29 protein-coding genes are annotated in these 24,933 nt (G+C 50.5%); 12 read left to right on the top strand and 17 right to left on the bottom strand.

Features of this window, described 5'->3' with window-relative positions:
* Positions 1-413 precede the first annotated feature (413 nt).
* Together arcB and mtgA are read left to right on the top strand one after the other, a co-directional pair.
* Positions 414-2,765, top strand: coding sequence for an aerobic respiration two-component sensor histidine kinase ArcB (arcB, locus tag ACF2G4_RS16410; RefSeq protein ID WP_409075160.1), 2,352 nt, complete (start codon positions 414-416; stop codon positions 2,763-2,765).
* Positions 2,766-3,634: 869 nt separating this feature from the next.
* A complete protein-coding gene (gene mtgA / locus ACF2G4_RS16415) occupies positions 3,635-4,354 on the top strand; it encodes a monofunctional biosynthetic peptidoglycan transglycosylase (RefSeq protein ID WP_409075161.1) in 720 nt (239 codons plus the stop codon).
* Here mtgA and npr read toward each other — a convergent pair whose 3' ends face one another.
* The 11 genes from npr to ACF2G4_RS16470 all read right to left on the bottom strand — a co-directional run bounded on the left by npr (position 4,355) and on the right by ACF2G4_RS16470 (position 12,339).
* The gene (npr, locus tag ACF2G4_RS16420; protein ID WP_215847823.1) at positions 4,355-4,627 is read right to left on the bottom strand and encodes a PTS phosphocarrier protein NPr; all 273 of its coding nucleotides are present in this window, start codon (positions 4,625-4,627) and stop codon (positions 4,355-4,357) included.
* On the bottom strand, positions 4,624-5,478 hold the full coding sequence (gene rapZ, locus ACF2G4_RS16425) for an RNase adapter RapZ (protein ID WP_010251920.1): 855 nt from the start codon (positions 5,476-5,478) through the stop codon (positions 4,624-4,626). Before rapZ ends, npr begins: the two co-directional genes overlap by 4 nt.
* 47 nt (positions 5,479-5,525) lie before the next feature.
* Positions 5,526-6,005: a PTS IIA-like nitrogen regulatory protein PtsN gene (ptsN, locus tag ACF2G4_RS16430; RefSeq protein WP_215848351.1), complete on the bottom strand. Its 480-nt coding sequence runs from the start codon at positions 6,003-6,005 to the stop codon at positions 5,526-5,528.
* Positions 6,006-6,158: 153 nt separating this feature from the next.
* Positions 6,159-6,446, bottom strand: coding sequence for a ribosome hibernation promoting factor (gene hpf, locus ACF2G4_RS16435; RefSeq protein WP_215847822.1), 288 nt, complete (start codon positions 6,444-6,446; stop codon positions 6,159-6,161).
* A 21-nt stretch (positions 6,447-6,467) separates the two neighbouring features.
* Positions 6,468-7,901, bottom strand: coding sequence for an RNA polymerase factor sigma-54 (gene rpoN / locus ACF2G4_RS16440; protein ID WP_332626634.1), 1,434 nt, complete (start codon positions 7,899-7,901; stop codon positions 6,468-6,470).
* Between the two features lie 48 nt (positions 7,902-7,949).
* Complete coding sequence (lptB, locus tag ACF2G4_RS16445) at positions 7,950-8,675, bottom strand: LPS export ABC transporter ATP-binding protein (RefSeq protein WP_243078733.1); 726 nt, start codon at positions 8,673-8,675, stop codon at positions 7,950-7,952.
* Between the two features lie 5 nt (positions 8,676-8,680).
* On the bottom strand, positions 8,681-9,235 hold the full coding sequence (gene lptA, locus ACF2G4_RS16450; RefSeq protein ID WP_243078732.1) for a lipopolysaccharide ABC transporter substrate-binding protein LptA: 555 nt from the start codon (positions 9,233-9,235) through the stop codon (positions 8,681-8,683).
* Positions 9,204-9,779, bottom strand: coding sequence for an LPS export ABC transporter periplasmic protein LptC (lptC, locus tag ACF2G4_RS16455; protein WP_215847820.1), 576 nt, complete (start codon positions 9,777-9,779; stop codon positions 9,204-9,206). Before lptC ends, lptA begins: the two co-directional genes overlap by 32 nt.
* Positions 9,776-10,342, bottom strand: a complete 567-nt coding sequence (kdsC, locus tag ACF2G4_RS16460) for a 3-deoxy-manno-octulosonate-8-phosphatase KdsC (protein WP_215847819.1) — start codon at positions 10,340-10,342, stop codon at positions 9,776-9,778. Before kdsC ends, lptC begins: the two co-directional genes overlap by 4 nt.
* A 13-nt stretch (positions 10,343-10,355) precedes the next feature.
* Entirely contained in the window at positions 10,356-11,342 is a 987-nt protein-coding gene (gene kdsD, locus ACF2G4_RS16465; protein WP_215847818.1) for an arabinose-5-phosphate isomerase KdsD, read from the bottom strand.
* 16 nt (positions 11,343-11,358) lie between these two features.
* Entirely contained in the window at positions 11,359-12,339 is a 981-nt protein-coding gene (locus ACF2G4_RS16470) for a calcium/sodium antiporter (protein ID WP_215847817.1), read from the bottom strand.
* Between the two features lie 226 nt (positions 12,340-12,565).
* Here ACF2G4_RS16470 and mlaF point away from each other — a divergent pair, with 226 nt between their 5' ends.
* The 7 genes from mlaF (at position 12,566) to murA (ending at position 17,368) form a co-directional block, all read left to right on the top strand.
* Positions 12,566-13,381 (top strand): phospholipid ABC transporter ATP-binding protein MlaF, encoded by an 816-nt coding sequence (mlaF, locus tag ACF2G4_RS16475; RefSeq protein ID WP_215847816.1) that lies wholly within the window; start codon positions 12,566-12,568, stop codon positions 13,379-13,381.
* Between the two features lie 4 nt (positions 13,382-13,385).
* On the top strand, positions 13,386-14,168 hold the full coding sequence (gene mlaE / locus ACF2G4_RS16480; RefSeq protein ID WP_215847815.1) for a lipid asymmetry maintenance ABC transporter permease subunit MlaE: 783 nt from the start codon (positions 13,386-13,388) through the stop codon (positions 14,166-14,168).
* A gap of 4 nt (positions 14,169-14,172) precedes the next feature.
* Entirely contained in the window at positions 14,173-14,715 is a 543-nt protein-coding gene (gene mlaD / locus ACF2G4_RS16485) for an outer membrane lipid asymmetry maintenance protein MlaD (protein ID WP_215847814.1), read from the top strand.
* A 17-nt stretch (positions 14,716-14,732) separates the two neighbouring features.
* Entirely contained in the window at positions 14,733-15,362 is a 630-nt protein-coding gene (gene mlaC / locus ACF2G4_RS16490; protein ID WP_409075162.1) for a phospholipid-binding protein MlaC, read from the top strand.
* A gap of 2 nt (positions 15,363-15,364) precedes the next feature.
* Positions 15,365-15,670, top strand: coding sequence for a lipid asymmetry maintenance protein MlaB (gene mlaB / locus ACF2G4_RS16495; RefSeq protein WP_215847812.1), 306 nt, complete (start codon positions 15,365-15,367; stop codon positions 15,668-15,670).
* A 113-nt stretch (positions 15,671-15,783) separates the two neighbouring features.
* Entirely contained in the window at positions 15,784-16,041 is a 258-nt protein-coding gene (gene ibaG / locus ACF2G4_RS16500) for a BolA family iron metabolism protein IbaG (protein WP_215847811.1), read from the top strand.
* A 67-nt stretch (positions 16,042-16,108) separates the two neighbouring features.
* Positions 16,109-17,368 carry a UDP-N-acetylglucosamine 1-carboxyvinyltransferase gene (gene murA, locus ACF2G4_RS16505; RefSeq protein WP_215847810.1) on the top strand — a complete coding sequence of 420 codons (1,260 nt, stop codon included), beginning with the start codon at positions 16,109-16,111 and terminating at the stop codon, positions 17,366-17,368.
* A 75-nt stretch (positions 17,369-17,443) separates the two neighbouring features.
* On the opposite strand, the gene ACF2G4_RS16510 is transcribed toward murA, so the two are convergent.
* Entirely contained in the window at positions 17,444-17,746 is a 303-nt protein-coding gene (locus ACF2G4_RS16510) for a helix-turn-helix transcriptional regulator (protein ID WP_243078730.1), read from the bottom strand.
* 239 nt (positions 17,747-17,985) lie between these two features.
* Positions 17,986-18,957: an octaprenyl diphosphate synthase gene (gene ispB / locus ACF2G4_RS16515; RefSeq protein ID WP_215847809.1), complete on the bottom strand. Its 972-nt coding sequence runs from the start codon at positions 18,955-18,957 to the stop codon at positions 17,986-17,988.
* Positions 18,958-19,214: 257 nt separating this feature from the next.
* On the opposite strand from ispB, the gene rplU reads away from it, so the two are divergent.
* The 3 genes from rplU to cgtA all read left to right on the top strand — a co-directional run bounded on the left by rplU (position 19,215) and on the right by cgtA (position 21,215).
* Complete coding sequence (gene rplU, locus ACF2G4_RS16520) at positions 19,215-19,526, top strand: 50S ribosomal protein L21 (protein WP_193405201.1); 312 nt, start codon at positions 19,215-19,217, stop codon at positions 19,524-19,526.
* Between the two features lie 15 nt (positions 19,527-19,541).
* Positions 19,542-19,799 carry a 50S ribosomal protein L27 gene (gene rpmA, locus ACF2G4_RS16525; RefSeq protein WP_243078729.1) on the top strand — a complete coding sequence of 86 codons (258 nt, stop codon included), beginning with the start codon at positions 19,542-19,544 and terminating at the stop codon, positions 19,797-19,799.
* A gap of 243 nt (positions 19,800-20,042) precedes the next feature.
* Positions 20,043-21,215 (top strand): Obg family GTPase CgtA, encoded by a 1,173-nt coding sequence (cgtA, locus tag ACF2G4_RS16530; protein ID WP_243078728.1) that lies wholly within the window; start codon positions 20,043-20,045, stop codon positions 21,213-21,215.
* Between the two features lie 46 nt (positions 21,216-21,261).
* Here the strand turns inward: cgtA and ACF2G4_RS16535 are convergent, their stop codons facing one another.
* Genes ACF2G4_RS16535 through ACF2G4_RS16550 form a run of 4 tightly spaced genes read right to left on the bottom strand, consistent with a single transcriptional unit; the run spans position 21,262 to position 24,929 of the window.
* The gene (locus tag ACF2G4_RS16535; protein WP_215847807.1) at positions 21,262-21,681 is read right to left on the bottom strand and encodes a hotdog fold thioesterase; all 420 of its coding nucleotides are present in this window, start codon (positions 21,679-21,681) and stop codon (positions 21,262-21,264) included.
* 3 nt (positions 21,682-21,684) lie between these two features.
* The gene (dhbA, locus tag ACF2G4_RS16540; protein WP_215847806.1) at positions 21,685-22,443 is read right to left on the bottom strand and encodes a 2,3-dihydro-2,3-dihydroxybenzoate dehydrogenase; all 759 of its coding nucleotides are present in this window, start codon (positions 22,441-22,443) and stop codon (positions 21,685-21,687) included.
* A complete protein-coding gene (locus ACF2G4_RS16545; protein WP_243078726.1) occupies positions 22,443-23,294 on the bottom strand; it encodes an isochorismatase family protein in 852 nt (283 codons plus the stop codon). Before ACF2G4_RS16545 ends, dhbA begins: the two co-directional genes overlap by 1 nt.
* Positions 23,295-23,312: 18 nt before the next feature.
* Positions 23,313-24,929, bottom strand: a complete 1,617-nt coding sequence (locus ACF2G4_RS16550) for a (2,3-dihydroxybenzoyl)adenylate synthase (protein WP_409075163.1) — start codon at positions 24,927-24,929, stop codon at positions 23,313-23,315.
* Between the last annotated feature and the right edge of the window lie 4 nt (positions 24,930-24,933).

Below are 24,933 nucleotides of genomic sequence, written 5' to 3' on the forward strand. Positions count from 1 at the left end.
AGCATGAAATGCTGTTACGGCCATTTCATGCACAGGATGTATCTGTTTTTCTTATATGGGTATATTTGAATGAAATATGGCGATGTTATAAGTAAAATTAATTAAGCCGAATATGCTTAAAACAGTGCTTAAGATGAATGAGTATGCAAATAGATAAGTAAGCCTGTGCAACAGAACGCTGCCAGGATATTGAAAAAGGGGAATGCTAATCGGTCGCCATCGTTCAGGCGGCCCTACAGATTATTCAGTTAGCACAATTAGTCAAGGGTTTTAAGCTTAATGTCATAAACGTCGGCGATTGATGCGGCTGATGCACCAAAATAGAGCAATCACGTCTTTAACCCGCTGATGCATGACGCCGCCAGAAGCGTAATTACGCTATCATGTGCCTGTTTCTCTTTCAGGGAGTCTTTATGAAACAAATTCGCCTGCTGGCGCAATATTACGTTGATTTGATGGTTAAGCTTGGCTTGATACGCTTTTCGCTGCTTTTGGCCTCAGCGCTGGTGGTATTGGCGATGATTGTCCAAATGGCAGTCACGATGGTGCTGCGTGGGCATGTCGAAAGTATCGACATGGTGCGATCGGTATTTTTTGGCCTGCTCATTACACCTTGGGCGGTCTATTTCTTATCGGTGGTGGTCGATCAACTGGAAGAATCCCGGCAGCGACTGGCACGGCTGGTTGATAAACTGGAAGAGATGCGTACCCGCGATCTTGAACTCAATCAGCAGATGAAAGAGACCATTTCACAGTTGAATCAAGAGATCGCTGACCGTAAAAAAGCTGAACTGGCGCGCGAGCAGGTCATGGATAAGCTGCGTGAAGAAGTGGCGCGACGTGAGCAGGCACAAATTGAGCTTGAGCAACAATCCTCCTTCCTGCGTTCTTTCCTGGATGCCTCTCCCGATTTGGTTTTTTACCGCAATATTGATAAGCAATTTTCTGGCTGTAATCGGGCAATGGAATTGTTAACCGGAAAAAGCGAGAAGCAGCTGATTGGTCTGACGCCACGCGATATTTATGATGACGATGCGGCGACAAAAGTGCTGGAAACCGATGAGAAGGTCTTCCGTCATAATGTTTCTCTGACTTACGAACAATGGCTGCAATATCCTGATGGTCGCAAGGCCTGTTTTGAAATTCGAAAAGTGCCTTATTATGACCGCGTAGGTAAGCGTAGTGGGCTAATGGGTTTTGGACGCGATATAACGGAGCGTAAGCGCTACCAGGACGCTTTAGAGAACGCCAGCCGGGAGAAGACGACCTTTATCTCTACGATCAGCCACGAGCTGCGTACGCCGCTTAATGGCATTGTCGGTCTCAGCCGCATTTTGCTGGATACCGATCTCAATCAAGAACAGCTCAAATACCTCAAAACCATCCATGTTTCCGCCATCACGCTCGGCAATATCTTCAACGATGTTATTGAAGTCGACAAAATTGAGCGGCGCAAAGTGCAACTTGATAATCAGCCGATCGACTTCACCAGTTTCCTTGCCGATTTAGAAAATCTTTCTGGCTTGCTGGCTCAGCCAAAGGGGCTGAAGTTTGTCATGGCGCCGCAGTTGCCTTTACCGCATAAAATCGCCACTGATGGCACGCGTCTGCGCCAAATTCTTTGGAACCTTATTGGTAATGCCGTGAAGTTTACCCAACAAGGTGAAATTGTCGTGCGCGTTGCTTACGAGCAGGATGAAACGTTGCGCTTCGAGGTTCAGGATTCTGGCTTAGGTATTCGCCAGGAAGAGCAGGACAAGATTTTTGCGATGTATTATCAGGTGAAAGATCAGCATGGCGGTAAACCTGCAACCGGTACCGGTATTGGTCTGGCCGTTTCACGTCGGCTGGCACAGGCAATGGGCGGGGATATCACCGTTAGCAGCGCACCAGGCCAAGGTTCTTGCTTTACCGTGAAGATCAAAGCGCCGCGTGTCGCTGAAGAGGTGGAAGATGATGGCGTTGATGACAACATGCCGCTGCCTGCGTTACACGTATTGCTGGTTGAGGATATTGAGCTCAACGTGATTGTCGCGCGTTCGGTCCTTGAGAAATTAGGCTGTAGCGTTGAAGTAGCCATGACGGGCGGCGAGGCGCTGGCCATGTTTGATCCACTGGAATTTGATTTAGTCCTGCTGGATATCCAACTACCTGACATGACTGGCCTGGACGTTTCACGCGCCATTCATCAGCGTTATCAAAACAGCGACCTGCCGCCGCTGGTCGCGCTCACCGCCAATGTGCTCAAAGACAAGAAAGAATATTTCGATGCCGGTATGGATGATGTGCTGAGCAAACCGTTGGCCGTACCCGCGTTAACGGCAATCATCAAAAAGTTCTGGGATTATCAAGCCGAGACTGATGAAGAAGAAACCGAATCCGCGCAAGAGACAACGCTTACGCTGCTTGATGTGCCGATGCTTGAGCAATATATCGAGCTGGTTGGCCCCAGCTTGATCACGCAAAGCCTCGACATGTTCGAAAAAATGATGCCGGGATATGTAGATATTTTAGAGTCCAATTTGATGGCGCGCGACCAGAAAGGTATTGCTGAAGAAGGGCATAAAATTAAAGGTGCGGCGGGTTCGGTGGGTTTACAGCATTTACAGATGCTGGCGAAGCAGATTCAAAGCCCTGAGCTTCCTGCATGGTGGGATAACGTGGCTGAGTGGATTGAAGAGCTGAAACATGAATGGCGTCATGATGTACAGGTGCTACGCGAATGGGTAGCTGAGAAAGAAAAGCAGATCGCTAGAAAAAAATGACCCCAGCCGAGGCCGGGGTGCGCGAATACTGCGCCAACACCAGGGAAAAAGGCGCTGCTGCTATGCTTAGAGTATTTGAGCGCAACAGCGTGGTATTGGTTAACACTGTCATCACCTTAGCAAATTCATCTTAACTTGTGACAAGATTCATTAAAATGTGTGATGTTGAGCAGCGTTTAAATACAGAAAACATTAATTTGGCAACACAGTCAAGTAAGGAATTAATTTCTGCGATGCATTGCTTTATTTTTAACCAGATGTGGGGTTTTTTGCACGCTTTTGCGTCACTTGAGAAGCTTAAAAGATAAAGCCAAACGGCAATTTAACGCTCACACAGCAAATTGGGATATTTTCTTAGTTAACTTTATAAAAAATAAAGCTAAATGTTCCATCGGACGTGGGTTATCCAAAACGTTTTGGAAACCTTAAAGAGAAATTTCCAGTTAAAGGTTCTACCAATTGATTTCCGTCTAACGTTAGGTGAAAACTTTAATTTTTTTTGTTTAAAGTAAAAGGATTAAAGATCGGAATTTGCACATTCTTTAGAATTTATCGATCAATCAATGAAGAGTAACGAACTAATCATTTTGCGATAGTTAAGTGTAGTGAAACATTTATGATGGCGTATATCACAAATTGTTAAGTGTTTTTTTGAAAAAAGTCTAACTGAAGCAGGGTAATGGAACCGATTCCTTTTTGCTGGAAGTGCTTGAAGTAACTGGATCTGTTAACGCTGATTTGCAATTTTACTGCGTAACCTGTCTGTAAAATAACCCGTATCGTTTGTCTTTATTGCCTGATAAATCCATTTTAAGCCTGTGATTTCTACAGCAATTGATTAATGCTTAAAACAAGTAAGAGAAGATTGCATGAGTAAGTATAAAGGAAGCCTCGGACAACGTATTAAGCGCATTGTTGTCCGCATGCTGTTGGCATGGTTAGGGATTTGGGTAGCAGGTATTGTGCTTTTTACATTTTTGCCGGTTCCTTTTTCCGCCGTGATGGTTGAGCGACAACTGGTCGCCTGGATAAATGGCCGGTTCGATTATGTGGCGCATTCGGATTGGGTAGGGCACGACGAAATCTCACCATGGATGGCATTAGCCGTGATTGCATCAGAAGATCAAAAATTTCCGGTGCACTGGGGATTTGATGTAGCAGCTATAGAGTCTGTGTTGGATAACAGCAATGAAAAAATGCGCGGTGCATCTACACTGTCACAGCAAACGGCCAAAAATCTGTTTCTGTGGGATGGACGCAGTTGGGTGCGTAAAGGTCTGGAAGCCGGTTTGACCGTGGGAATTGAAACCGTGTGGACCAAACGCCGCATTCTGACGGTTTACCTGAATATTGCTGAGTTTGGGGACGGAGTCTTTGGCATTGAAGCGGCATCGCAGCGTTTCTTTCATAAACCCGCCAGCCGCCTCAGTATGTCGGAAGCCGCGCTGCTGGCTGCTGTGTTGCCTAATCCTATTCGTTTTCGTGCCGATGCGCCTTCAGGTTATATCCGGCAACGCCAGCAATGGATCATGCGCCAAATGCGCCAGCTGGGCGGCGAGGGATTCCTGCAACGCAATAAGCTGGATTGATCAGTCTTCGTCAAAACCCGCTTCAAACAGCTCAATGACAGCAGCCAGCGCCTGAATTTCTTCCGGGCCGCTGGCTTCAATTTCGATATGGCCGCCTTTGGCAGAGTCCAGCATCAGTAACGCAATAACGCTACTGGCTTCGGCCTCAGTACCCGCTTCATTGCGTAATAGTACTTCTGCGTCAAAACTTTGTACCAACTCAAACAGCTTCATTGCCGGGCGCGCATGCATGCCCAGCTTATTTTTGATTTCTACAGTTTGTTTGACGGTCATGATTTGCGTTTTTCCAACGTACGATGACGAGACTGTACATTTTTACCGCGGGAGCGGAAATAATCTGCTAGCTGTTCAGCAATATAAACTGAACGGTGTTTTCCCCCGGTACAACCGATGGCTACGGTTAGGTAACTGCGGTTGTTGGTTTCCAGCATCGGTAGCCACAATTCAAGATAGCTACGCGTCTGATAGATAAAGTTGTGCACTTCAGTGTGGCGATCTAAAAAAGCCGCTACCGGACGGTCAAGACCGGTCATCGGGCGTAATTTGGGATCCCAATGCGGGTTCGGTAAGAACCGAACATCAAAGACATAATCAGCATCTATCGGAATACCATGCTTGAAGCCAAACGACTCAAATACCATGGTCAGTTCGCGTTCGCGCTTGCCCAGCAGACGGGTACGCAGCATTTCAGCCAGTTCATGCACGGACATTTCTGACGTATCGATAATTAAATCGGCACGCGAGCGTAGCGGCTCCAGCAGATCGCTCTCTTCGTCAATGGCACTTTCCAGCGACAAGTTTTTGCTGGAAAGAGGGTGCAAACGACGCGTATCGCTGTAGCGGCGAATCAACGTATTACGATCAGCGTCGAGAAACAGCAGCTGCGGTGAAAACGTATCAGGCAGATTATTCAGAGCGGTTTCGAAGATTTCCGGCGATTCTGGCATGTTACGCACATCAATGCTGACAGCAGCGGAGATGTTGCGTTCTGCCAACGAGTTTGCTAACTCCGGCAGCAAGACTACCGGCAGATTATCGACGCAGTAAAACCCCATGTCTTCCAGTGCGCGCAACGCCACTGATTTTCCTGAGCCTGACCGACCGCTAACGATCATCAGCACCATGACCTTCTCTCCCGTTTTAAAACCGGCACCGGGCCGGTAAAGACGCTTTACTGTTCTGACTGGCCTTCTGTAATAATCGCGTAGAGCTCTTCATTACTTTGCGCCGCTCGCAGGCGACGACAGACGGTTTTATCTGCCAGTCTTTTCGCCACCAGTGAAAGAGTATGCAAGTGCGTTTTGCATTGATCTGCGGGAACCAGAAGGGCAAACAACAGATCGACCGGCTGATTATCCACCGCGTCAAAGGCGATGGGCTGTTCAAGACTAATGAACACGCCTACAGCGCGCAATGTATCTTCATCCAGCTTGCCGTGAGGAATTGCAATTCCATTGCCAATACCGGTGCTTCCCATGCGCTCACGGGTAAGAATTGCTTCGAAAAGCGTTTGGTGCGGCAGGTTGAGCTGCTTGGCGGCCAGTTCGCTGATAATTTCCAGCGCCCGTTTTTTGCTCTGGCAATGTACGCTACTGCGGGTGCAGTCCAGCGAAAGTACGGAGCTCAATTCCAGTGTCAGATCGTTGTTCATCATCGTTTCACTTGCGAGTTCACTTAGCCACTCACGTTCGCATATAACCGCTATGTTGACGTCAGATGGCGCTGGCTTAGATGACAAAACGGGGCGGTTAATCCGCCCCATCCTGTGCGCTCTAGCGCGTTAAGCGCTTAACCAGCGTGAAGGTTAGTGTTTTTTCAGTTTGTCTTTGTGTTTGGTCAGTTGACGGGTGAGTTTATCAATCAAACCGTCAATAGCCGCATACATATCTTCCGCTTCCGACGTGGCGTGCAGTTCGCCACCGCTGACGTGTAAAGTCGCCTCGGCAATTTGATTGACCTTCTCGACTTTCAGAATAATATAAACCTGATTGATACGATCAAAGTAGTGTTCCAGTTTGGCAAACTTACCGTTAACGAATTCACGCAGAGGTTCGGTGATTTCGACATGTTGCCCAGTGAGGTTCAGCTGCATAGGTCTTCCTTCTCATTTCTGTCAAACCAGCTGTTTACGCTGGTTCGATGGCGGGATGGATAAAGACTCGCGGTACTTAGCGACGGTTCGACGCGCCACCATGATCCCTTGTTCAGATAACATGGAGGTGAGCTTACTGTCGCTCAAGGGCTTGGCAGGATTTTCCGCCGAAATTAATTTTTTGACCAATGCACGAATCGCAGTAGACGATGCTTCGCCGCCACCTTCGGTATTCACGTGACTGGAGAAAAAATACTTCAATTCAAAGATGCCACGCGGGCTATGTAAATATTTTTGCGTGGTAACGCGGGAAATTGTCGATTCATGCATTTCAACGGCTTGCGCAATATCTGCCAATACCATTGGACGCATAAACTCTTCGCCTTGTTCAAAAAAAGCGTGTTGTTGTTCAACAATACAACGAGTCACTTTTAGCAACGTATCGTTGCGGCTTTCCAGGCTTTTAATGAGCCACTTTGCTTCCTGCAAATTACTACGAATAAATTGATTATCGCTGTCGTTGCGCGATGAACCCCCCATCGCAGCATATTGCTGGTTGATCTTTAAACGTGGCACGCTGTCAGCGTTGAGATCCACTGTCCAGCGTGTGCCGACTTTACGTACCAGCACGTCGGGAATCACATACTCAGGTTCGCCGGTATTCACCGATTGGCCAGGACGCGGATCCAGTGATTGGATCAGCTGCATGGCCTCTTTCAACACATCTTCTTTTAAACGCGTTACGCGCATCAGACTGCGGAAATCGTGATTAGCCAATAAGTCGAGGTGGTTGCTAACGATCAGTCGCGCCTCTGCCAGCATCAGCGTATCAGGAGCATATTGTGAAAGCTGCACCAGTAAGCAATCACGCAAGTCACGAGCGCCAACGCCGATGGGATCAAAACGTTGGATACGTTTTAATACGGCCTCAACCTCATCAAGCTCAAGCTCTTCATTGCCGATGCTGTCGAGGATCTCTTCAAGCGAAACGGTAAGATACCCGGTATCATCGATGGCATCGACAATGGAGGTCGCAATCGCGCGATCGTTATCGGTAAAAGGTGTTAATCCCACCTGCCACATCAAATAATCTTGCAATGATTGTGTTGTTTCGCCTTGATAAATAGGCAATTCATCATCTTGATAATCGGTTCCGGTGCCTGAAGGCGTGCCTGCGGTATAAATCTCGTCCCAGGTTGCATCAAGCGGCAGCTCTTCCGGCATATCTTTCTGCTCTAACGCTTCACGTGTATCCAGCGCTTCGGCTTCTTGATATTCGCGGGAATCAACTTCGTCGTGCAGATCGGTTTGTTCAAGCAGCGGATTACTTTCCAGCGCGAGTTGTAGCTCTTGCTGAAGTTCAAGCGTTGAAAGCTGCAGCAGACGAATGGCCTGTTGCAGCTGTGGTGTCATCGCCAGCTGTTGGCTGAGCCTGAGTTGTAAACCTTGCTTCATAGACAGGATTGATTTTCCTCAGCAAACGTCAGTGTTAGCGACACCTTATCAGAGTCTGAACTCTTCGCCCAAATAAACCCGCTTAACTTGCTCATCTGCAAGAATTTCTGTAGGCGTGCCGTGGGCAATCAAGTGACCTTGGCTCACGATATAGGCGCGTTCACATACCGCCAGCGTTTCACGAACGTTGTGGTCGGTGATTAGCACGCCAAGGCCGCTATCACGCAAGTGTTCAATGATCTTTTTGATGTCGATAACTGAGATGGGGTCAACACCGGCAAACGGTTCATCTAACAGAATAAATTTTGGATTTGCGGCCAGGGCACGCGCAATTTCGACGCGACGACGTTCACCCCCAGACAATGCCTGTCCCATGCTGTCACGCAGGTGTTCGATGTGGAACTCTTCCATCAGCTCGTTAGCACGATCCTGACGTTGCTCTTCAGTCAGATCATCACGGATCTGTAACACCGCCATGAGATTGTCGAACACGCTCAGGCGGCGAAAAATGGACGCTTCCTGAGGAAGATACCCGATGCCACGACGCGCGCGCGCATGCAGCGGCAGGATACTGATATCTTCATCATCAATGATAATGCGGCCCGCATCGCGCGGCACAATGCCCACGACCATATAAAAAGTCGTGGTCTTGCCCGCACCATTGGGGCCCAGCAGGCCGACAATCTCGCCGGACTTCACTTGCAGACTAACGTCTTCTACCACGCGACGGCCTTTATATGCCTTCGCCAGGTTTTCTGCGATTAATGTGGCCATAGCTATCAGTTACTCTTTTTTCCGCTGTTGGACGAACCTTGCTTATCTTGCAACTGCGATGGCACCAGCACGGTGGTCACTCGTTTACTTTGACCCTGACTGTACGCCTGCATTTTTTGTTCTTTAACCAGATACGTTATGCGATCGCCTTTGATGTTGCTGTCTTGCTGTTCGATGTACGCATTGCCAGTCAACTCAACAAAATCGTTGGCCAGTTCGTAATGCAATTTTGAGGCATGGCCCTGAACCGGTTTGCCGCTGTCCTGCATTTGGTAGAAAGTGGCGGGGTTACCGTAAGCATCAACAATGGTTTTCTTGCTGTCGCCGCCAGGACGCGTAACCACCACTTTGTCCGCAGTGATTTTGATCGAGCCTTGCGTCACGATAACATTGCCGGTAAAGGTGGCCACGTTGCCTTGCAGATCCAGCGCCTGGTTCTGCGAATCGATATTCACGGGTTTATCCGAGTCACCGGTCAAGGCCAGCGCTGGAACACTGGTCGCAAGCAGCACGCTGGCCAGTAAATACTTAAGGCTGTTTTTGTTCATTTTGAATTTCATAAGAAGTTTTGACCTTTTCGATTAACTCGGCGTTTTTTGTCCGTAAATTACCGCGCATTTTCATGCCGGTAGAGTTAAAGCTGCGGCCATAGAGCGTTACTTGGTCGTCAGACGTCACGTCCTGACTGACAAGGTTCACTTGAGCGTTGTCAGTTTTGATACGCTGAAGCTGAGAATCCTGCGTCAGCGTAGTGAGCTCAACATGTCCATACAGATAAAGCATACGATCTTTGGTCAGCTTTGCTTTATCTGCGCGTACCGACCAGGTTGGCACTTTGTTTTCATCGTAAGTGGTCATCACTGGATTATCGAACCAGCTCAACTCATCGACTGAAAAGTAGGTCACCTTGTCTGAAACCAGCTTGTACGTCAGGGCACCTTGCGGGTTATACACCACCGTATTGGAGTCTGCGCTGGTGTAAGTTGGCGCCTGATCGTTAGCAACGGGCGCGCTAGTGTCGTCCTGATTAGTCAGATTCCAGCCGATAAGAACCAGTGCAATCAAAGTCAGAATCAGCGTTATCCAACGCCTGCTTTTACTCATACCGATTGCCCTTTGGCATCCTCAAATTTATCTTGCGCCATTAAGATCAGATCGCATAATTCACGTACCGCACCGCGTCCACCGGCGATACGCGTCACGTAATTGGCGCGTGGCAGTAAAACAGGATGCGCATCTGCAACAGCAACACTCAGACCTACTTTGGCCATAACCGGCCAGTCGATGAGATCGTCACCGATGTAGGCAACCTGTTCATCAGAAAGAGACAGTTTATCCAGAAGTTCACGATAGGCCAAAAGCTTATCCGACTGGCCCTGATAAAGATGACGTATGCCGAGGGTTTTGCAGCGATCTTCCATCAGTCGAGCGTTGCGGCCGGTTATAATAGCCACTTCTACATCGGAGGTCAGCAGGCAGCGAATGCCGTAACCGTCGCGGACATTGAAAGCCTTCAGCTCTTCACCGTTATTTCCCATGTAAATGACGCCATCTGACATCACGCCATCAACATCACAAATCAGCAAACGAATCTTACTGGCGCGCGCCATCACCGCGGCACTAACCGGTCCGTAACACGTTTCAACGGTGGCACTTTCTAACGGCATTCTCTTTTCCTGTTCAGACCACGCCTGCGCGCAGCATGTCATGCATATGTACCACACCGAGCAGACGATCGTCATCGGCCACCAGTAGCGCGGTGATGTTTTTAGTTTGCATCAAATTCAAGGCATCCACCGCCAGGACATTAGGGCGAACGCGAATGCCGCCGCGCGTCATTACTTCTGCAATGGTTGCCCGCTGGAAATCGATGCCCATGTCGAAGATGCGGCGTAAATCACCATCGGTAAAGATGCCTTCAATTTTCATCAGATCGTTAACGATAACGGTTAACCCGAGGTTTTTACGCGTAATTTCCAGCAGCGCATCACGCAGAGAAGCGTCGTGCGTGACATGCGGCATTTCATCACCGCTGTGCATAATATCACTGACATGCAGCAGCAGTTTGCGACCCAACGCGCCGCCTGGGTGTGAAAGGGCGAAATCTTCAGGCGTGAAACCGCGTGCTTCTAATAGCGCAACGGCTAATGCATCACCCATGACCAGGGTGGCGGTAGTACTGGTGGTGGGCGCAAGGCCGAGCGGACAAGCTTCCTGCGGCACCTTAATACATAAATGCACATCAGCCACGCGTCCCATGGCGCTTTCAGCGCGGCTAGTCATGCAAATGAGTTTGATTTTTTGACGCTTGATCACCGGGATCAACGCCAGAATTTCGTTAGACTCACCGCTGTTTGAAATGGCAATGACAACATCATTGCTGCTCACCATGCCAAGATCGCCATGACTGGCTTCGCCAGGATGAACAAAAAATGCTGGGGTGCCGGTGCTGGCAAACGTTGCTGCCATCTTTTTACCGATATGACCCGATTTGCCCATTCCCATGACCACAACTTTGCCTTTACAGGCGAAAATCATGGCGCAAGCACGCGCGAAATCCTCATTGATATATTGGTCGAGTTGTTCCAGTCCTTCACGCTCAATGCGCAGCACCGCTTTTCCTGCTTGCTGGAAATCAAAATCACCGATCGATTGCTGATGTGACATGGCAAATCTGTCCTTTTTATCCGTCTATAAACGCCGGCTGTAACCACAGCAGCGTAACCCAGACGATGAACCCACAGAGTAAAAGTGTACCTGCGGTGCGGCCTATACGGCGGCGGCGCAGTAGGCAAAGCAGAGCAAAGAGGGCGCTTACGCCGAGCATGACCCAATAATCACGTGCGAAGGCGTGATAATCTACGCTGCCAGGATGCATCAATGCCGGCAGGCCCAGCACAATGGCAATATTATAAATGTTGGCACCGATCAGATTACCGATAGCGATATCATCTTCACCTTTCAGCGCACCCGCGATGACAGTGGCCAGCTCTGGCAAACTGGTGCCGACTGCAATTATCGTCAGGCCCATGACGAGTTCACTGACGCCGAAATAGTCTGCAAATACCGTGGCGTTATCGATCACCATACGTGTCGACATCGGTAAAATAATCAGCGCAACGGCCAGCCAGAGAAAGGCTACCGTGTTATTGCCCTCTTCGCGTGGCAGTTCAGCCAATTGTTCACGCGTTAACGTGTCATTGTTATTAAGTTCGGCTTTACGAGCAATGCGGATCACCACGATCAAATAGAGGGCGGCAATGGCAATCAATCCCAGACCATCAAGTCGACTAAGATGATTATCAAACAGCATAATACCGCTCAGTAATGAGACCAGCAGCATTAGCGGCAGTTCGCGGCGAATCAGATTTGAATGGACAGTCAGCGGGTGCAGTAAAGCCGCTCCTCCCAAGATCAGCAATATATTAGTAATGTTCGAGCCCAGCGCGGTGCCAACAGCGAGATCCATTTGACCATGCTGCGCCGCTGAGAAGGAGAGAATGATTTCTGGCAACGACGTACCCATGCCGACCACCGTCATGCCTATAATCAACGGTGGTATGCCAAATGAGCGGCAGAGAATCGAGGCGCTAAACACCAGACGATCGGCACCATAAGCCAGTAAAAGCAGACCGATAATCAGCAGTGCGGTAGCTACGAACATTAAAAATCCTTGCGTGTAAATCGGGGTCGGCACGCCTTGTCCGACTGATTTAAGATTCTGTGTGCTGAAACAGGCGCTGATTTTGACCGCCTAAACGACAAAAGTAAATTTTATGCCCGTTTTCGCTAAATCTTAGCGGTAAGTTTCTGTAAAGCTATCGTGCAACAAGGTTGAACAGGCTACCATCGTACCCCATGTTTACGCCCGATCTGCATAAGAGGTAAGAATGATCCAGCAGCAAACGAATCTGGTAGAGGTTCGTGGCGTGAGTTTTTCGCGCGGAGATCGCAAAATCTTTGATGACATTTCGCTCACGGTGCCGAAAGGTAAAGTGACGGCGATAATGGGGCCATCGGGGATAGGTAAAACTACGTTGCTACGCTTGATTGGCGGCCAGCTTCAGCCTGATGGCGGAGAAATCTGGTTCCGTGGCGAAAATATCCCCACGCTTTCACGCGCTAAATTGTACGAAGCGCGTAAAAAAATGAGCATGTTGTTTCAGTCTGGCGCGTTGTTCACCGATCTTACCGTCTATGAAAACGTGGCCTGGCCGCTGCGTGAACATACCCAATTGCCGCCGGCTCTGCTACACAGCACGGTGCTAATGAAACTAGAAGCGGTGGGTTTGCGCGGCGCGGCCCAGCTGAAACCCGCCGAGCTTTCTGGCGGTATGGCGCGTCGCGTGGCCCTGGCGCGTGCAATTGCGCTTGAACCTGAATTAATCATGTTTGACGAACCTTTTGTCGGCCAGGATCCCATCACTATGGGCGTGCTGGTTAAATTGATCGATGAATTGAATCACGCCTTAGGTCTGACCTGCATTGTCGTGTCGCATGATGTGCCAGAAGTGTTAAGTATTGCGGATTACGCTTATATCGTGGCAGGACAAAAAATTATTGCACAGGGTAGCACGCCGGACCTGCGGGCAAATCCCGACCCACGCGTGCGCCAGTTTATTGATGGGATTGCGGATGGACCTGTCCCATTTCGTTTTCCGGCCGGCGATTATCTTGCCGATTTAACCGGCTCAGGGAGAATTTAAGCTGATGCTATTGAAGGCACTGGCGTCATTTGGACGTCAGGGAATTGAAACCTGTGCCAGCTTTGGCCGCGCAGGCTTAATGCTGTTTCACGCACTGGTGGGTAAGCCAGCGTTTCGCAAACACGCGCCGCTGCTGATAAAGCAGCTTTATAGCGTCGGCGTCCTGTCATTGCTCATTATCGTGGTTTCCGGTTTATTCATCGGCATGGTCCTTGGGCTGCAAGGATATCTGGTGCTCACTACGTACGGTGCAGAAACCAGCCTCGGCATGCTGGTGGCTTTGTCGCTGCTGCGTGAACTGGGGCCGGTGGTTACCGCGTTGCTTTTTGCCGGTCGTGCGGGTTCAGCATTGACCGCTGAAATCGGGTTAATGAAAGCCACAGAACAGCTCTCCAGCATGGAAATGATGGCGGTAGACCCGTTACGTCGCGTGGTTTCACCGCGTTTCTGGGCCGGCTTTATCAGTATGCCGTTGTTAGCGCTAATCTTTACGGCGGTGGGAATCGCGGGTGGTGCCTTGGTTGGCGTGAGCTGGAAAGGCATCGATCCGGGTTTCTTCTGGTCTGCGATGCAGAACGCCGTCGACTTTCGTACCGACGTGGTCAACTGCATCATTAAAAGCGCCGTGTTTGCCGTGACGGTAACCTGGATTGCCTTATTTAATGGATATGATGCGATTCCGACTTCTGAAGGAATCAGTCGCGCGACGACGCGCACCGTAGTGCACGCTTCACTGGCGGTGCTCGGTTTGGATTTTGTGCTGACAGCACTGATGTTTGGGAATTGATGCAATGCAAAGCAAAAAAAGCGAAATCTGGGTTGGCGTATTCATGATCATGGCGTTACTGGCCATGCTATTTCTCTGCCTGCGCGTAGCAGATCTTAAATCTATGGGGACCGATCCCACATGGAAGCTGTTCGCGACCTTCGACAACATTGGTGGCTTGAAAGTCAGCTCACCCGTCAAAGTGGGTGGCGTGGTTATTGGTCGCGTTACAGATATTTCTCTTGAACCGAAAACGCTGCTGCCGCGTGTCACCATGGATATCAGCGACCAGTACGCGGATAAAATCTCCGATACCAGTTCACTGGCGATTCGTACGCAAGGCTTGTTGGGTGAGCAATTTCTGTCGTTGAATCTAGGGTTTGACGATCCCGAGCTGGGCTCGGCGATGCTGAAAGATGGCGACACATTACGCGATACTAAGTCGGCGCTGGTGCTGGAGGACCTGATTGGTCAATTCCTGTATAAGAGCGGCGATAATAAAGACAATAACGATAATAAGGATGCGCAGGGCAGTACCAATGCTGCTGCGGCACCGGTTCAACCTTAAGAAAGAGGTCACACACGATGTTTAAACGTTTACTGATGATTGCCATGTTGGTGGTAACACCGTTAGCAGCGAATGCCGCCGATCAGAGCAATCCTTATAAAATGATGAATGAGGCGGCGCAGAAAACCTTTACGCGCTTGAAAGTAGAGCAGCCGAAGATCAAGCAGGACCCCAATTATTTACGTGAAATCGTGCGTCAGGAGCTTCTGCCGTATGTGCAGATTAAATATGCCGGCGCATTAGTGCTGGGTCGCTACTATCGTGATTCGACTCCAGCGCAGCGTGATGCCTATTTCAGTGCATTTGGTGATTATCTGGCGCAGGCTTATGGTCAGGCGTTGGCGTTGTATAACGGCCAATCCTATCAAATTCAACCAGAGCAGCCGATTGGCGATACCAATATCGTGGCGATCCGTGTGTCGATTATTGATCCCAATGGCCGCCCACCGGTTCGCCTGGATTTCCAGTGGCGTAAAAATAGCCAAACAGGAAACTGGCAGGCTTACGATATGATTGCTGAAGGCGTTAGCATGATTACGACTAAGCAAAATGAATGGAGCGATCTGCTGCGCACCAAAGGTATTGACGGTCTGACGGCGCAACTGAAGCGTTCTGCTGCTCAGCCGATCACGCTGGATAAACAGTAACAATGGGCGAATCACTTCGCTGGCAGCGTGATGCCAGCACGCTGTTGCTCAGCGGCGAGCTTGATCGCGATACGTTGCTGTCCCTTTGGCAGCAGCGAGATACATTGATCAAGGATGTTCAAACCATCAATGTTGCCGCGCTGGAGCGCGTAGATACGGCAGGATTAGCTTTGTTGGTGCATCTACGAGAAATTGCCCGCGCTCAAGGCATCACGCCATGTTTCAGTGGGATCAGCGATAAACTGCAATCTTTGATTACCCTTTACAATCTGCAGCAGATTATTGTTTCTGCGGATAAAAACGCCTGATTTCCTTCTGTTAAGCTAAGCCCCTGTTTTGTACAGGGGCTTTTGCGTATTTAAGAGTCAGGCGCTTTCCTCTAAGATGTCATCCTTATTATTATCAAGTGAAGTTAAAAGCAATGGAAAACAGTGAAATTCAGGCTGTGCTAATGCAAGCACTGCCTTTGGACGAAGTCCATGTGATGAGCAATGATGGCAGCCACTTCCAGGTTATCGCGGTGGGCGAGCTGTTTGGCGATCTTAGCCGCGTAAAGAAACAGCAGGCTGTCTACGCGCCGCTGATGGAATATATTGCGGATAATCGCATCCATGCTGTCTCCATCAAAACCTATACTCCCGCTGAATGGGCACGTGACCGTAAACTCAACGGTTTCTGAGTCGTCAGCGTGGCGAGCTCGCCACTGGCGAGCCCAATCTTTAGCTAGTTAATTGAGAGCCGTGTTAATGGACAAATTTCGTGTGCAAGGCCCCACCCGCTTAAGTGGTGAAGTAACCATCTCTGGGGCGAAGAATGCCGCGCTGCCTATCCTGTTTGCCGCGTTGTTGGCTGAAGAGCCGGTTGAAATTCAAAATGTGCCAAAGCTGCGGGACATTGATACCACCATGAAGCTGCTGACCCAGCTGGGTGCAAAGGTTGAGCGCAACGGTTCCGTACACGTCGACGCCAGTGCAGTTGATATTTTCTGTGCGCCTTACGATTTGGTTAAAACCATGCGTGCTTCTATCTGGGCGCTTGGCCCACTGGTTGCACGTTTTGGTCAAGGACAGGTTTCACTGCCAGGCGGCTGCGCAATTGGCGCGCGCCCAGTTGATTTGCACATTACCGGTCTTGAGCAACTGGGTGCAGAGATCAAGCTGGAAGAGGGCTATGTTAAAGCCTCTGTGAATGGCCGCCTGAAAGGCGCGCTTATTGTCATGGATAAAGTCAGCGTTGGCGCAACCGTGACCATCATGAGTGCTGCAACATTGGCAACCGGCACCACCGTGATTGAAAATGCCGCTCGCGAGCCGGAAATCGTCGATACCGCGAACTTCCTGAACACGCTGGGCGCAAAAATCAGTGGAGCGGGCAGTGATAAAATTACCATCGAAGGCGTTGAACGCTTAGGTGGCGGTGTTTACCGTGTTCTGCCCGATCGTATTGAAACCGGTACGTTCCTGGTAGCAGCGGCCATCTCTGGCGGGAAGGTACTGTGCCGTAACACGAAACCTGACACCCTGGATGCGGTGTTAGCGAAATTGCGTGATGCTGGTGCCGATATCGAAATCGGTGAAGACTGGATCAGTCTCGACATGCATGGCAACCGCCCGAAAGCGGTTAACGTGCGTACCGCGCCACATCCAGGTTTCCCAACCGATATGCAGGCACAGTTCACGTTGTTGAACATGGTTGCAGAAGGTACCGGTGTTATTACCGAAACCATTTTTGAAAACCGCTTTATGCATATCCCAGAATTGATTCGTATGGGCGGTCATGCCGAGATAGAAAGCAACACGGCGATTTGTCATGGTGTAGAGACGTTATCGGGTGCGCAGGTTATGGCCACCGATTTGCGTGCTTCTGCAAGCCTGGTGCTGGCAGGCTGTATTGCTGAAGGCACGACGTTTGTTGATCGTATTTATCACATCGATCGCGGCTACGAACACATTGAAGACAAACTGAAAGCGATGGGTGCGGATATTGAGCGCGTCAGTGGCGAATAAGCACGCCTAAAGCTTTGGTTGAACAAGCCAGCCTCGGTTTCCGCGGCTGGTTTTTTTTGTGCACTATCCAACAATCTATTCTGAGTCCGATTCGGCTTTTAGTGCTGCGCTATCGGCCAAGGGCCGGATACGTTTTTTCCGATCCAATAAACATTGGGTGATGGGATCGTAATAGCGACTTGGCCAAATTTCTGCAGGATGGACCTTGATCGCATCCGCGATCAGCCATTCGCCTTTGGGCCAAGGGCGCGATAACGCATTTGCCAACGTTGATGAACTCAACCCTGCTTCGCGGGAAAGCGCGGCCAAAGTCGTACCACGTTTACGTAGTGCCGCGATAATGTCGGCGGGGTGCCAGTCTTCATTCCTTTTTTGCATAAACCTGTTCTCCTTGTCCTTGTTAATGCGTCACCCTGAGGGCGATCCTCATTCTCTTTGAATATCATAACTGGAAAGTTCTGGGTCTTTATAGCAAATAATTTCCATTAAGTTCCAGTAATATTCGGATCGAACGCATAGAACTGCGCGGCCTGGCGCAAAAGCCTTGCAAAAGATGTAAGCCAGACAGAAGAAGGGGGGAAATCAAAGAAACGGAGCCGTTTAAGGCTCCGTGAGGATTAGAAGTCGCGTTGTACTGACATGTGCGCGAGCGATTCCAGCGCGCGACGCCACGGTGTTTCCGGCAGGATTTTCAACGCAGCAATCGCTTTATCCGCTTCTTGCTCTGCGCGCGAGCGCGTCCATTCTAATGAACCGCATTGATGCATTGCTTCTAGCACCGGCTCCAGCAAATGACGTCCGTTGCCTTGCTCAATCGCTTCGCGGATCATCTTCGCCTGTTCCGGTGTGCCGTGCTGCATGGCATGAAGCAGTGGCAGAGTTGGCTTGCCTTCGCTGAGATCGTCGCCTGTGTTTTTGCCTAGCGTTTCACCGTCGGCACTGTAATCCAGTAAATCATCAATTAACTGGAAAGCGGTACCAAGAAAACGGCCATAATCCTGCAACGCTTTTTCCTCTGCAGGTGTGGCTTCAGCAAGAATCGCGGATGCCTGAGATGCAGCTTCGAACAGGCGCGCGGTTTTACTGTAAATCACGCGCATGTAACTCTCTTCGGTGATGTCGGGATCGTTGACGTTCATCAACTGTAAGACTTCACCTTCTGCAATCACATTCACCGCTTCAGACATCAATGCCAGTATGCGCAGCGAGCCCATGCTGGTCATCATCTGAAAGGCGCGAGTGTAAATAAAATCGCCTACCAGCACGCTTGCTGCATTACCGAATGCAGCATTCGCTGTCGCTTTGCCACGGCGCATATCGGATTCATCCACCACATCATCATGCAACAGCGTGGCGGTATGGATAAATTCGATCAGCGCCGCATTGGTCACATGCAGGTCACCCTGATAGCCCATTGCGCGAGCGGAAAGCACGGCAATCATCGGACGGATGCGCTTTCCGCCGCCACTGATGATGTAATATCCCAGCTGATTGATGAGCGAGACATCTGAATCGAGCTGGTCGAGGATGGTCTGGTTAACGGCAGCCATATCCTGCGCGGTTAATTCATTTATCTGTTCTAAGTTCATTCGTCTTTTCAGCTATGACTCGTTTCTCTGCCATGGTAATTGCTTTTACCCAGCCAGCGTTCAGGTTATCTGTTACTGATTGTACTTGAATTTTCAGGTTGATAAACGTTTGCGTTCAGCCTGTGTTTTTTTTCTGCAAGAGAGTGCAAAGTGCTCTTGTCTTCTCCTGGAGTTTTGCGTAGAATTCGCGCCCTATTGTGAATATTTAGCGCGCCGCCTGATCAACTAAAAAGGCAAGCGCAGAAGCGGAGTTTTATATGTACGCGGTTTTCCAAAGTGGTGGTAAACAACACCGAGTAAGCGAAGGTCAGACCGTTCGCCTGGAAAAGCTGGACATCGCAACCGGTGAAACCATTGAGTTTGACCAGGTTCTGATGATTGCAAATGGCGAAGACGTGAAAATCGGCGCGCCACTGGTTTCAGGCGGTGTTATCAAGGCTGAAATCGTTGCTCATGGTCGTGGCGAGAAAATTAAGATCGTTAAGTTTCGTCGTCGTAAGCACTACCGTAAGCAGCAAGGCCACCGTCAGTGGTTCACTGACGTGAAAATCACTGGCATCACTGCCTAACAGGAGATCTGAGAAATGGCACATAAAAAGGCTGGTGGCTCGACTCGAAATGGTCGTGACTCCAATGCAAAACGTCTGGGTGTTAAGCGTTTCGGTGGTGAATCTGTTCTGGCAGGTAGCATCATCGTTCGTCAACGTGGAACCAAATTCCACGCAGGTAACAACGTAGGTTGTGGTCGTGACCATACCCTGTTTGCTACCGCAGACGGCAAAGTACAATTCGAAATCAAAGGTCCGAACAACCGTAAATACATCAGCATCGTTGCTGAGTAAGGTTGTCGTGACGCAGACGTTTAACGTCTGAACGCACGAATTGAAGGCCCCGCAACTCATGCGGGGCTTTTTACATTCTGCGCTTGGTTGCCTTAAAGGCGACGCATCACAAAAGTTTGCTGTACACTTTATGTACGCACTGGCGAAAGCCAATCCTGATTTATCCGCCGCTGGTCAGCGCAGAAGACCCTGGCGGACCCGTTTGCAACTATGTTGCAGACGATTGTGTGACGGAGAGAGAAAATGAAGTTTGTTGATGAAGCAACAATTTTGGTTGTTGCAGGCGATGGCGGTAATGGTTGCGTCAGCTTCCGCCGCGAAAAATATATCCCGAAAGGGGGTCCAGACGGCGGTGATGGTGGCGATGGCGGCGATGTTTATCTGCTCGCTGATGAAAACCTGAACACGCTGATCGACTATCGCTTCGAAAAATCCTTCCGCGCGGAACGTGGACAGAACGGCCAAAGCCGTGACTGTACCGGTAAACGCGGCAAAGACATCGTTATTAAAGTCCCTGTGGGGACGCGAGTAATTGACCAAGGCACCGGTGAAACGCTGGGCGACATGACGCGCCATGAGCAGAAGCTGATGGTCGGCAAAGGTGGCTGGCACGGTTTAGGCAATACCCGCTTCAAATCCTCGGTAAACCGCAGTCCACGCCAAAAAACCATGGGTACGCCTGGTGAGAAGCGCGACTTGCAGCTGGAGCTGATGCTGCTGGCAGACGTCGGTATGCTTGGCTTACCGAATGCCGGTAAATCGACATTTATCCGTGCTGTTTCTGCCGCTAAACCTAAAGTTGCGGATTATCCGTTTACTACGCTGGTACCAAGCCTTGGCGTCGTGCGTATGGATAGCGAGCAGAGTTTCGTGGTCGCTGATATCCCGGGTCTGATCGAAGGCGCAGCGGAAGGCGCAGGCTTAGGCATTCGCTTCCTGAAGCACCTCGAGCGCTGCCGCGTATTACTGCATCTGATCGATATCGCGCCAATCGATGAAAGCGATCCGGTTGAAAACGCGCGCATTATTCTTGGTGAGCTGGAAAAATACAGCGAGAAGCTCTTCAACAAGCCACGTTGGTTAGTGTTCAACAAAACTGACCTGCTGAGCGAAGAAGAGGCGCAGTCGCGTGCTAAAGCGATTGCTGAAGCGCTGGGGTGGGAAGATAAGTATTACCTGATCTCTGCTGCCAGCCGCAATGGCGTTACTGATTTGTGTTGGGACGTGATGAGCTTCATCAACGCCAATCCAAAAGAAGCCGATGTCGAAGAGAAACAGCCGGAGAAAGTGGAGTTCATGTGGGATGATTACCACCGTGAAACCATTGAGAATACGGTTGAAGAAGAAGATGACGAAGAGTGGGACGACTGGGATGAAGAAGACGACGAAGGCGTCGAAACTGTCTACCAGCGTTAAGCATTTACGTCTCATCAAAACTTGCCCCATCGGGGCAAGTTTCGTTTTATCCTAGTACCGCCACACTGAGCCGCGCGCTACAGCACAATTGATCCCGCTTGTTACGAATTTCAATCTGCCATACCTGACTACGCGAACCCAAATGCAGTGGACGACAAATGCCGCGCACCTCGCCGCTGGAAACCGCACGATGATGGCTGGCATTGACTTCAACGCCCACCACGCTGCTGCCTTCATCCACGCACATGTACCCCGCAATCGACCCCATTGATTCAGCCAATACCACAGACGCACCGCCGTGTAACAGACCAAAAGGTTGATGAGTACGCGCGTCTACTGGCATGGTGGCCTCGAGATAGTCATCACCGATCACGGTGAAAACGATCCCCACATGCGCCACCAGTGAATTTTCACCCAGCGCATTCAATGCGTCTAAACCGATGGATCGTTTCCAGATCGCTGCCATGCATTACGCTCCTAACGTTGCGCCGCCGTCGACCACAATATCTTGCAGCACCACATGGCTGGCCAGATCAGAGGCGAGAAATAGCACGTTAGCCGCAACTTCTTGTGGCTTAGCGATTTTACGCAACGGAATACCCAGCTTGAATTGCTCCGGGAAGCCCTCAATCATCTCCTGCTCGCCGGTTGGCGTGTGCCACAGGCTGCGCTGCATATCGGTATCGGTCGATCCTGGCGAAACGATATTACAACGCACACCGTATGGTGCCATTTCTAGCCCAACGGTTAAACACAGGCTGCGTAGCGCAGCTTTCGATGCGCCGTAAGCAGACATACCGATGCGCGGCGCATGTGCTGCGTTAGAGGCAATGGTGACAATAGCGCCCGCACGTTGTTCACGGAACACCGGCAAGGTTTGCTGGAACAGGTTAAATGCGCCGCCAGCATTCACCGCCAGGCACGCTTGCCAGTCAGCGAAGGTCAGTTCATCGGTTGCACCAACGCGTAAAATTCCCGCTGCATTGACCAACACATCAATACGCGGCTGCGCGGTCAGAACACGCTGGCAAACTGTTTTCACCTGGTCAGGATTGGCGACATCCATGGTGTGGCAAGGAAACGGATAATCATGCTCGTGAAAACGCAGATCGAATGCTTCTACCTTCGCCCCAGCCTGGTGAAAAGCCAACGCAGTATGATAACCAATGCCTTGTCCGGCACCGGTTACCCACACAATCTTCCCGCTGAAATCAAACGTGTTATTCATTACGCTGGCTCCCGTGAAAGCAGCGCCCACCAGCCATCTATGCTCGGATTTTTTGCCAGGCTGACGAAATCAATATCGCTATGAACCTGACGCCAGCGTGCCGCCAGCGACATTACGCGCACTGAATCCAGACCGTAATCGATCAGGTTTTCGTCATCTTCTGGCACGTCATCATCTTCCAGCAGCGGCAGGATCAGCGCACGCAGATCATCTTTACTGAGCGGCAAGGGCATTAGGTCGGCGGTCATTACCACTTTTCCGCTGCGGCCTGCTGTATAAGTCAGCGCCATCATGTGTTCGTCGCGGGTAAAATCTGCCAGCGCATCCGCCACCATAAAGGGCTGAATATTACGCATAAAGGCATCCGTTGCGGTCGTCAGGCAGCCAATGTGCGCGTAGACACCCGTGATGATCAACTGATCGCGGCCCATCTCTTTCAGCGTTGCTTCCAGTGGCGAACGATGAAAAGCGCTGTAACGCCACTTCGTCAGCACATGGTCATCTGCATCCGGGGCTAGCGCCTCAACGATTTTCTGCTGATCGGGATGCTTGTTCAGTCCCGGTCCCCACATATCATTGAGCAGGGCGCGATCTTCATCGCTTTGTTCGTTGGGCTGTGCGGTATAAAACACCGGAATACCCTGAGCTTTACAGTAGCGGCGCAGTCGGGCGATGTTCTCGACCACTTGATTGACGAGCGGGCTGTTTTCGCCCCAGAAGTTAAGGAAATAGGCCTGCATATCGTGAATCAGTAAAGCTGCGCGCTGAGGCTCCAGCGTCCATTTCACTTTGTTGTTTGGCAACTCGGTGGCAGTTGGCAGCGAATATGAGGTCAATTTTGGAATAGCCATTAAAATCTCCAGAACAAATCAGGCTTGCGCTTGTTGATCAGCAAGTTGTTGGCGCAGACGTTTTTTGTCCACCTTGCCGACGGGGGTCAGCGGCAGGGCATCTACGCAGGTAATACGATCGGGCAGTTTAAATTCGGCAACGCCCAGCTCACGCAGGTGGCGACGCAGCACCACCGGTTTGATCGGTTGGCTGGCGACAATAAAGGCACAGCTTTTCTCGCCCATCAGCTCATCGTTCATTGAAACCAATGCCGCATGGATCACATCTGGATGGCGTTGCAGCAAGTTCTCTATCTCTTCCGCCGCGATTTTTTCGCCGCCACGGTTGATCTGATCTTTTTCACGCCCCTGCACAATAATGTTGCCGTCTGGCGTCATTTCGATCAGATCGCCGGAGCAATAAAATCCATTTTCATCAAAGCTGGCGGCATTGTGTTCCGGGCTGTTGTAGTAGCCGCGGAAGGTATAAGGGCCACGCGTCATCAGGCGGCCAACTGCGCCAACGGGCAGCGGATTACCGTTCTCATCAGCCACCCAGACTTCATCATCAGGAGAGATCGGGCGGCCTTGAGTGGTGAGAATGGTTTTCTCATCATCGTCCAGTCGGGTGTAGTTGACTAAGCCTTCGGCCATGCCAAACACCTGTTGCAGCTTGCAGCCAATCTCAGACTGAATGCGCGCGGCTAAGGTTTCGCCTAGCTTGGCACCACCAACCTGAATGCGTTGCAGAGATGCCAACGACTTGTTGGTTCCCCATTCCTGGATGGCCTGTAACCACAGACTCACCGCGGGCGGCACTAATCCGGTGTCAGTAATGTGATGCTTTTCGATCAAGGGGAAGCAGAGCGTCGCGCTAGGGTCGGCCGCTAAAATCACTTGCCCGCCTGCGTCAAATACGCCAAGCGCGCCCGGCGAACTCATTGGGAAATTATGTGCAGCGGGCAGGGCGATCAGATAACGCGTTTCTGCCGTAACGTGGCAAATCACATTGCTGTCGCGGATGCTGTAATAGTAGTCGTTATGGGTGCGCGGAATCAGTTTTGGCGTACCGGTACTGCCGCCGGAGAGCTGGAAAAATGCCACTTCATCGCCTGCAGTTGGCGTCGCGTTGAATTCACCTGCCGCTTCTGCCAGCAAGGATTCCAGGGTATTTTCCGGTTGATTATCGTTGCGCAGAATAACCTGTTGCAGTGAAGCGTGTTCACGGCAAAGCTGTTCAATAAAGCGGTCATCAGCGAACAGCGCGTGGCTGCGATCGGCGATCAACAGTTTCGGTTCGATCTGACTCGCATAGGCGCTGAGTTCGGTGCGTTGATGACTGAACAGCGCATTCACGGGCGCAACGCCAATTTTAAACAGGGCAAACAGTGTCAGGTAAAACTCCGCCACGTTGCCGAGTTGAACCAGCGCAGTATCACCATTTTTCAGGCCGCGTCTTTGCAGCGCAGCAGCCAGGTTATCGCTGAGTTCAGCGAGCTGACGATAGCTGAACTGACGATCGCCATCAATGACTGCCACGGCATCGCTGTTTTTATGTCGTGCCAGAATGTCGGTCATCGGCACATCAAGCCAGTAACCTTTTTCGCGGTAGCGCGCGGCGAGATCTTCAGGCCAGCGGCTGTATGAAATTGTCATGGAA

It is taken from the genome of Pantoea phytostimulans (assembly GCF_046118715.1).
Lineage (GTDB): Bacteria > Pseudomonadota > Gammaproteobacteria > Enterobacterales > Enterobacteriaceae > Pantoea > Pantoea phytostimulans.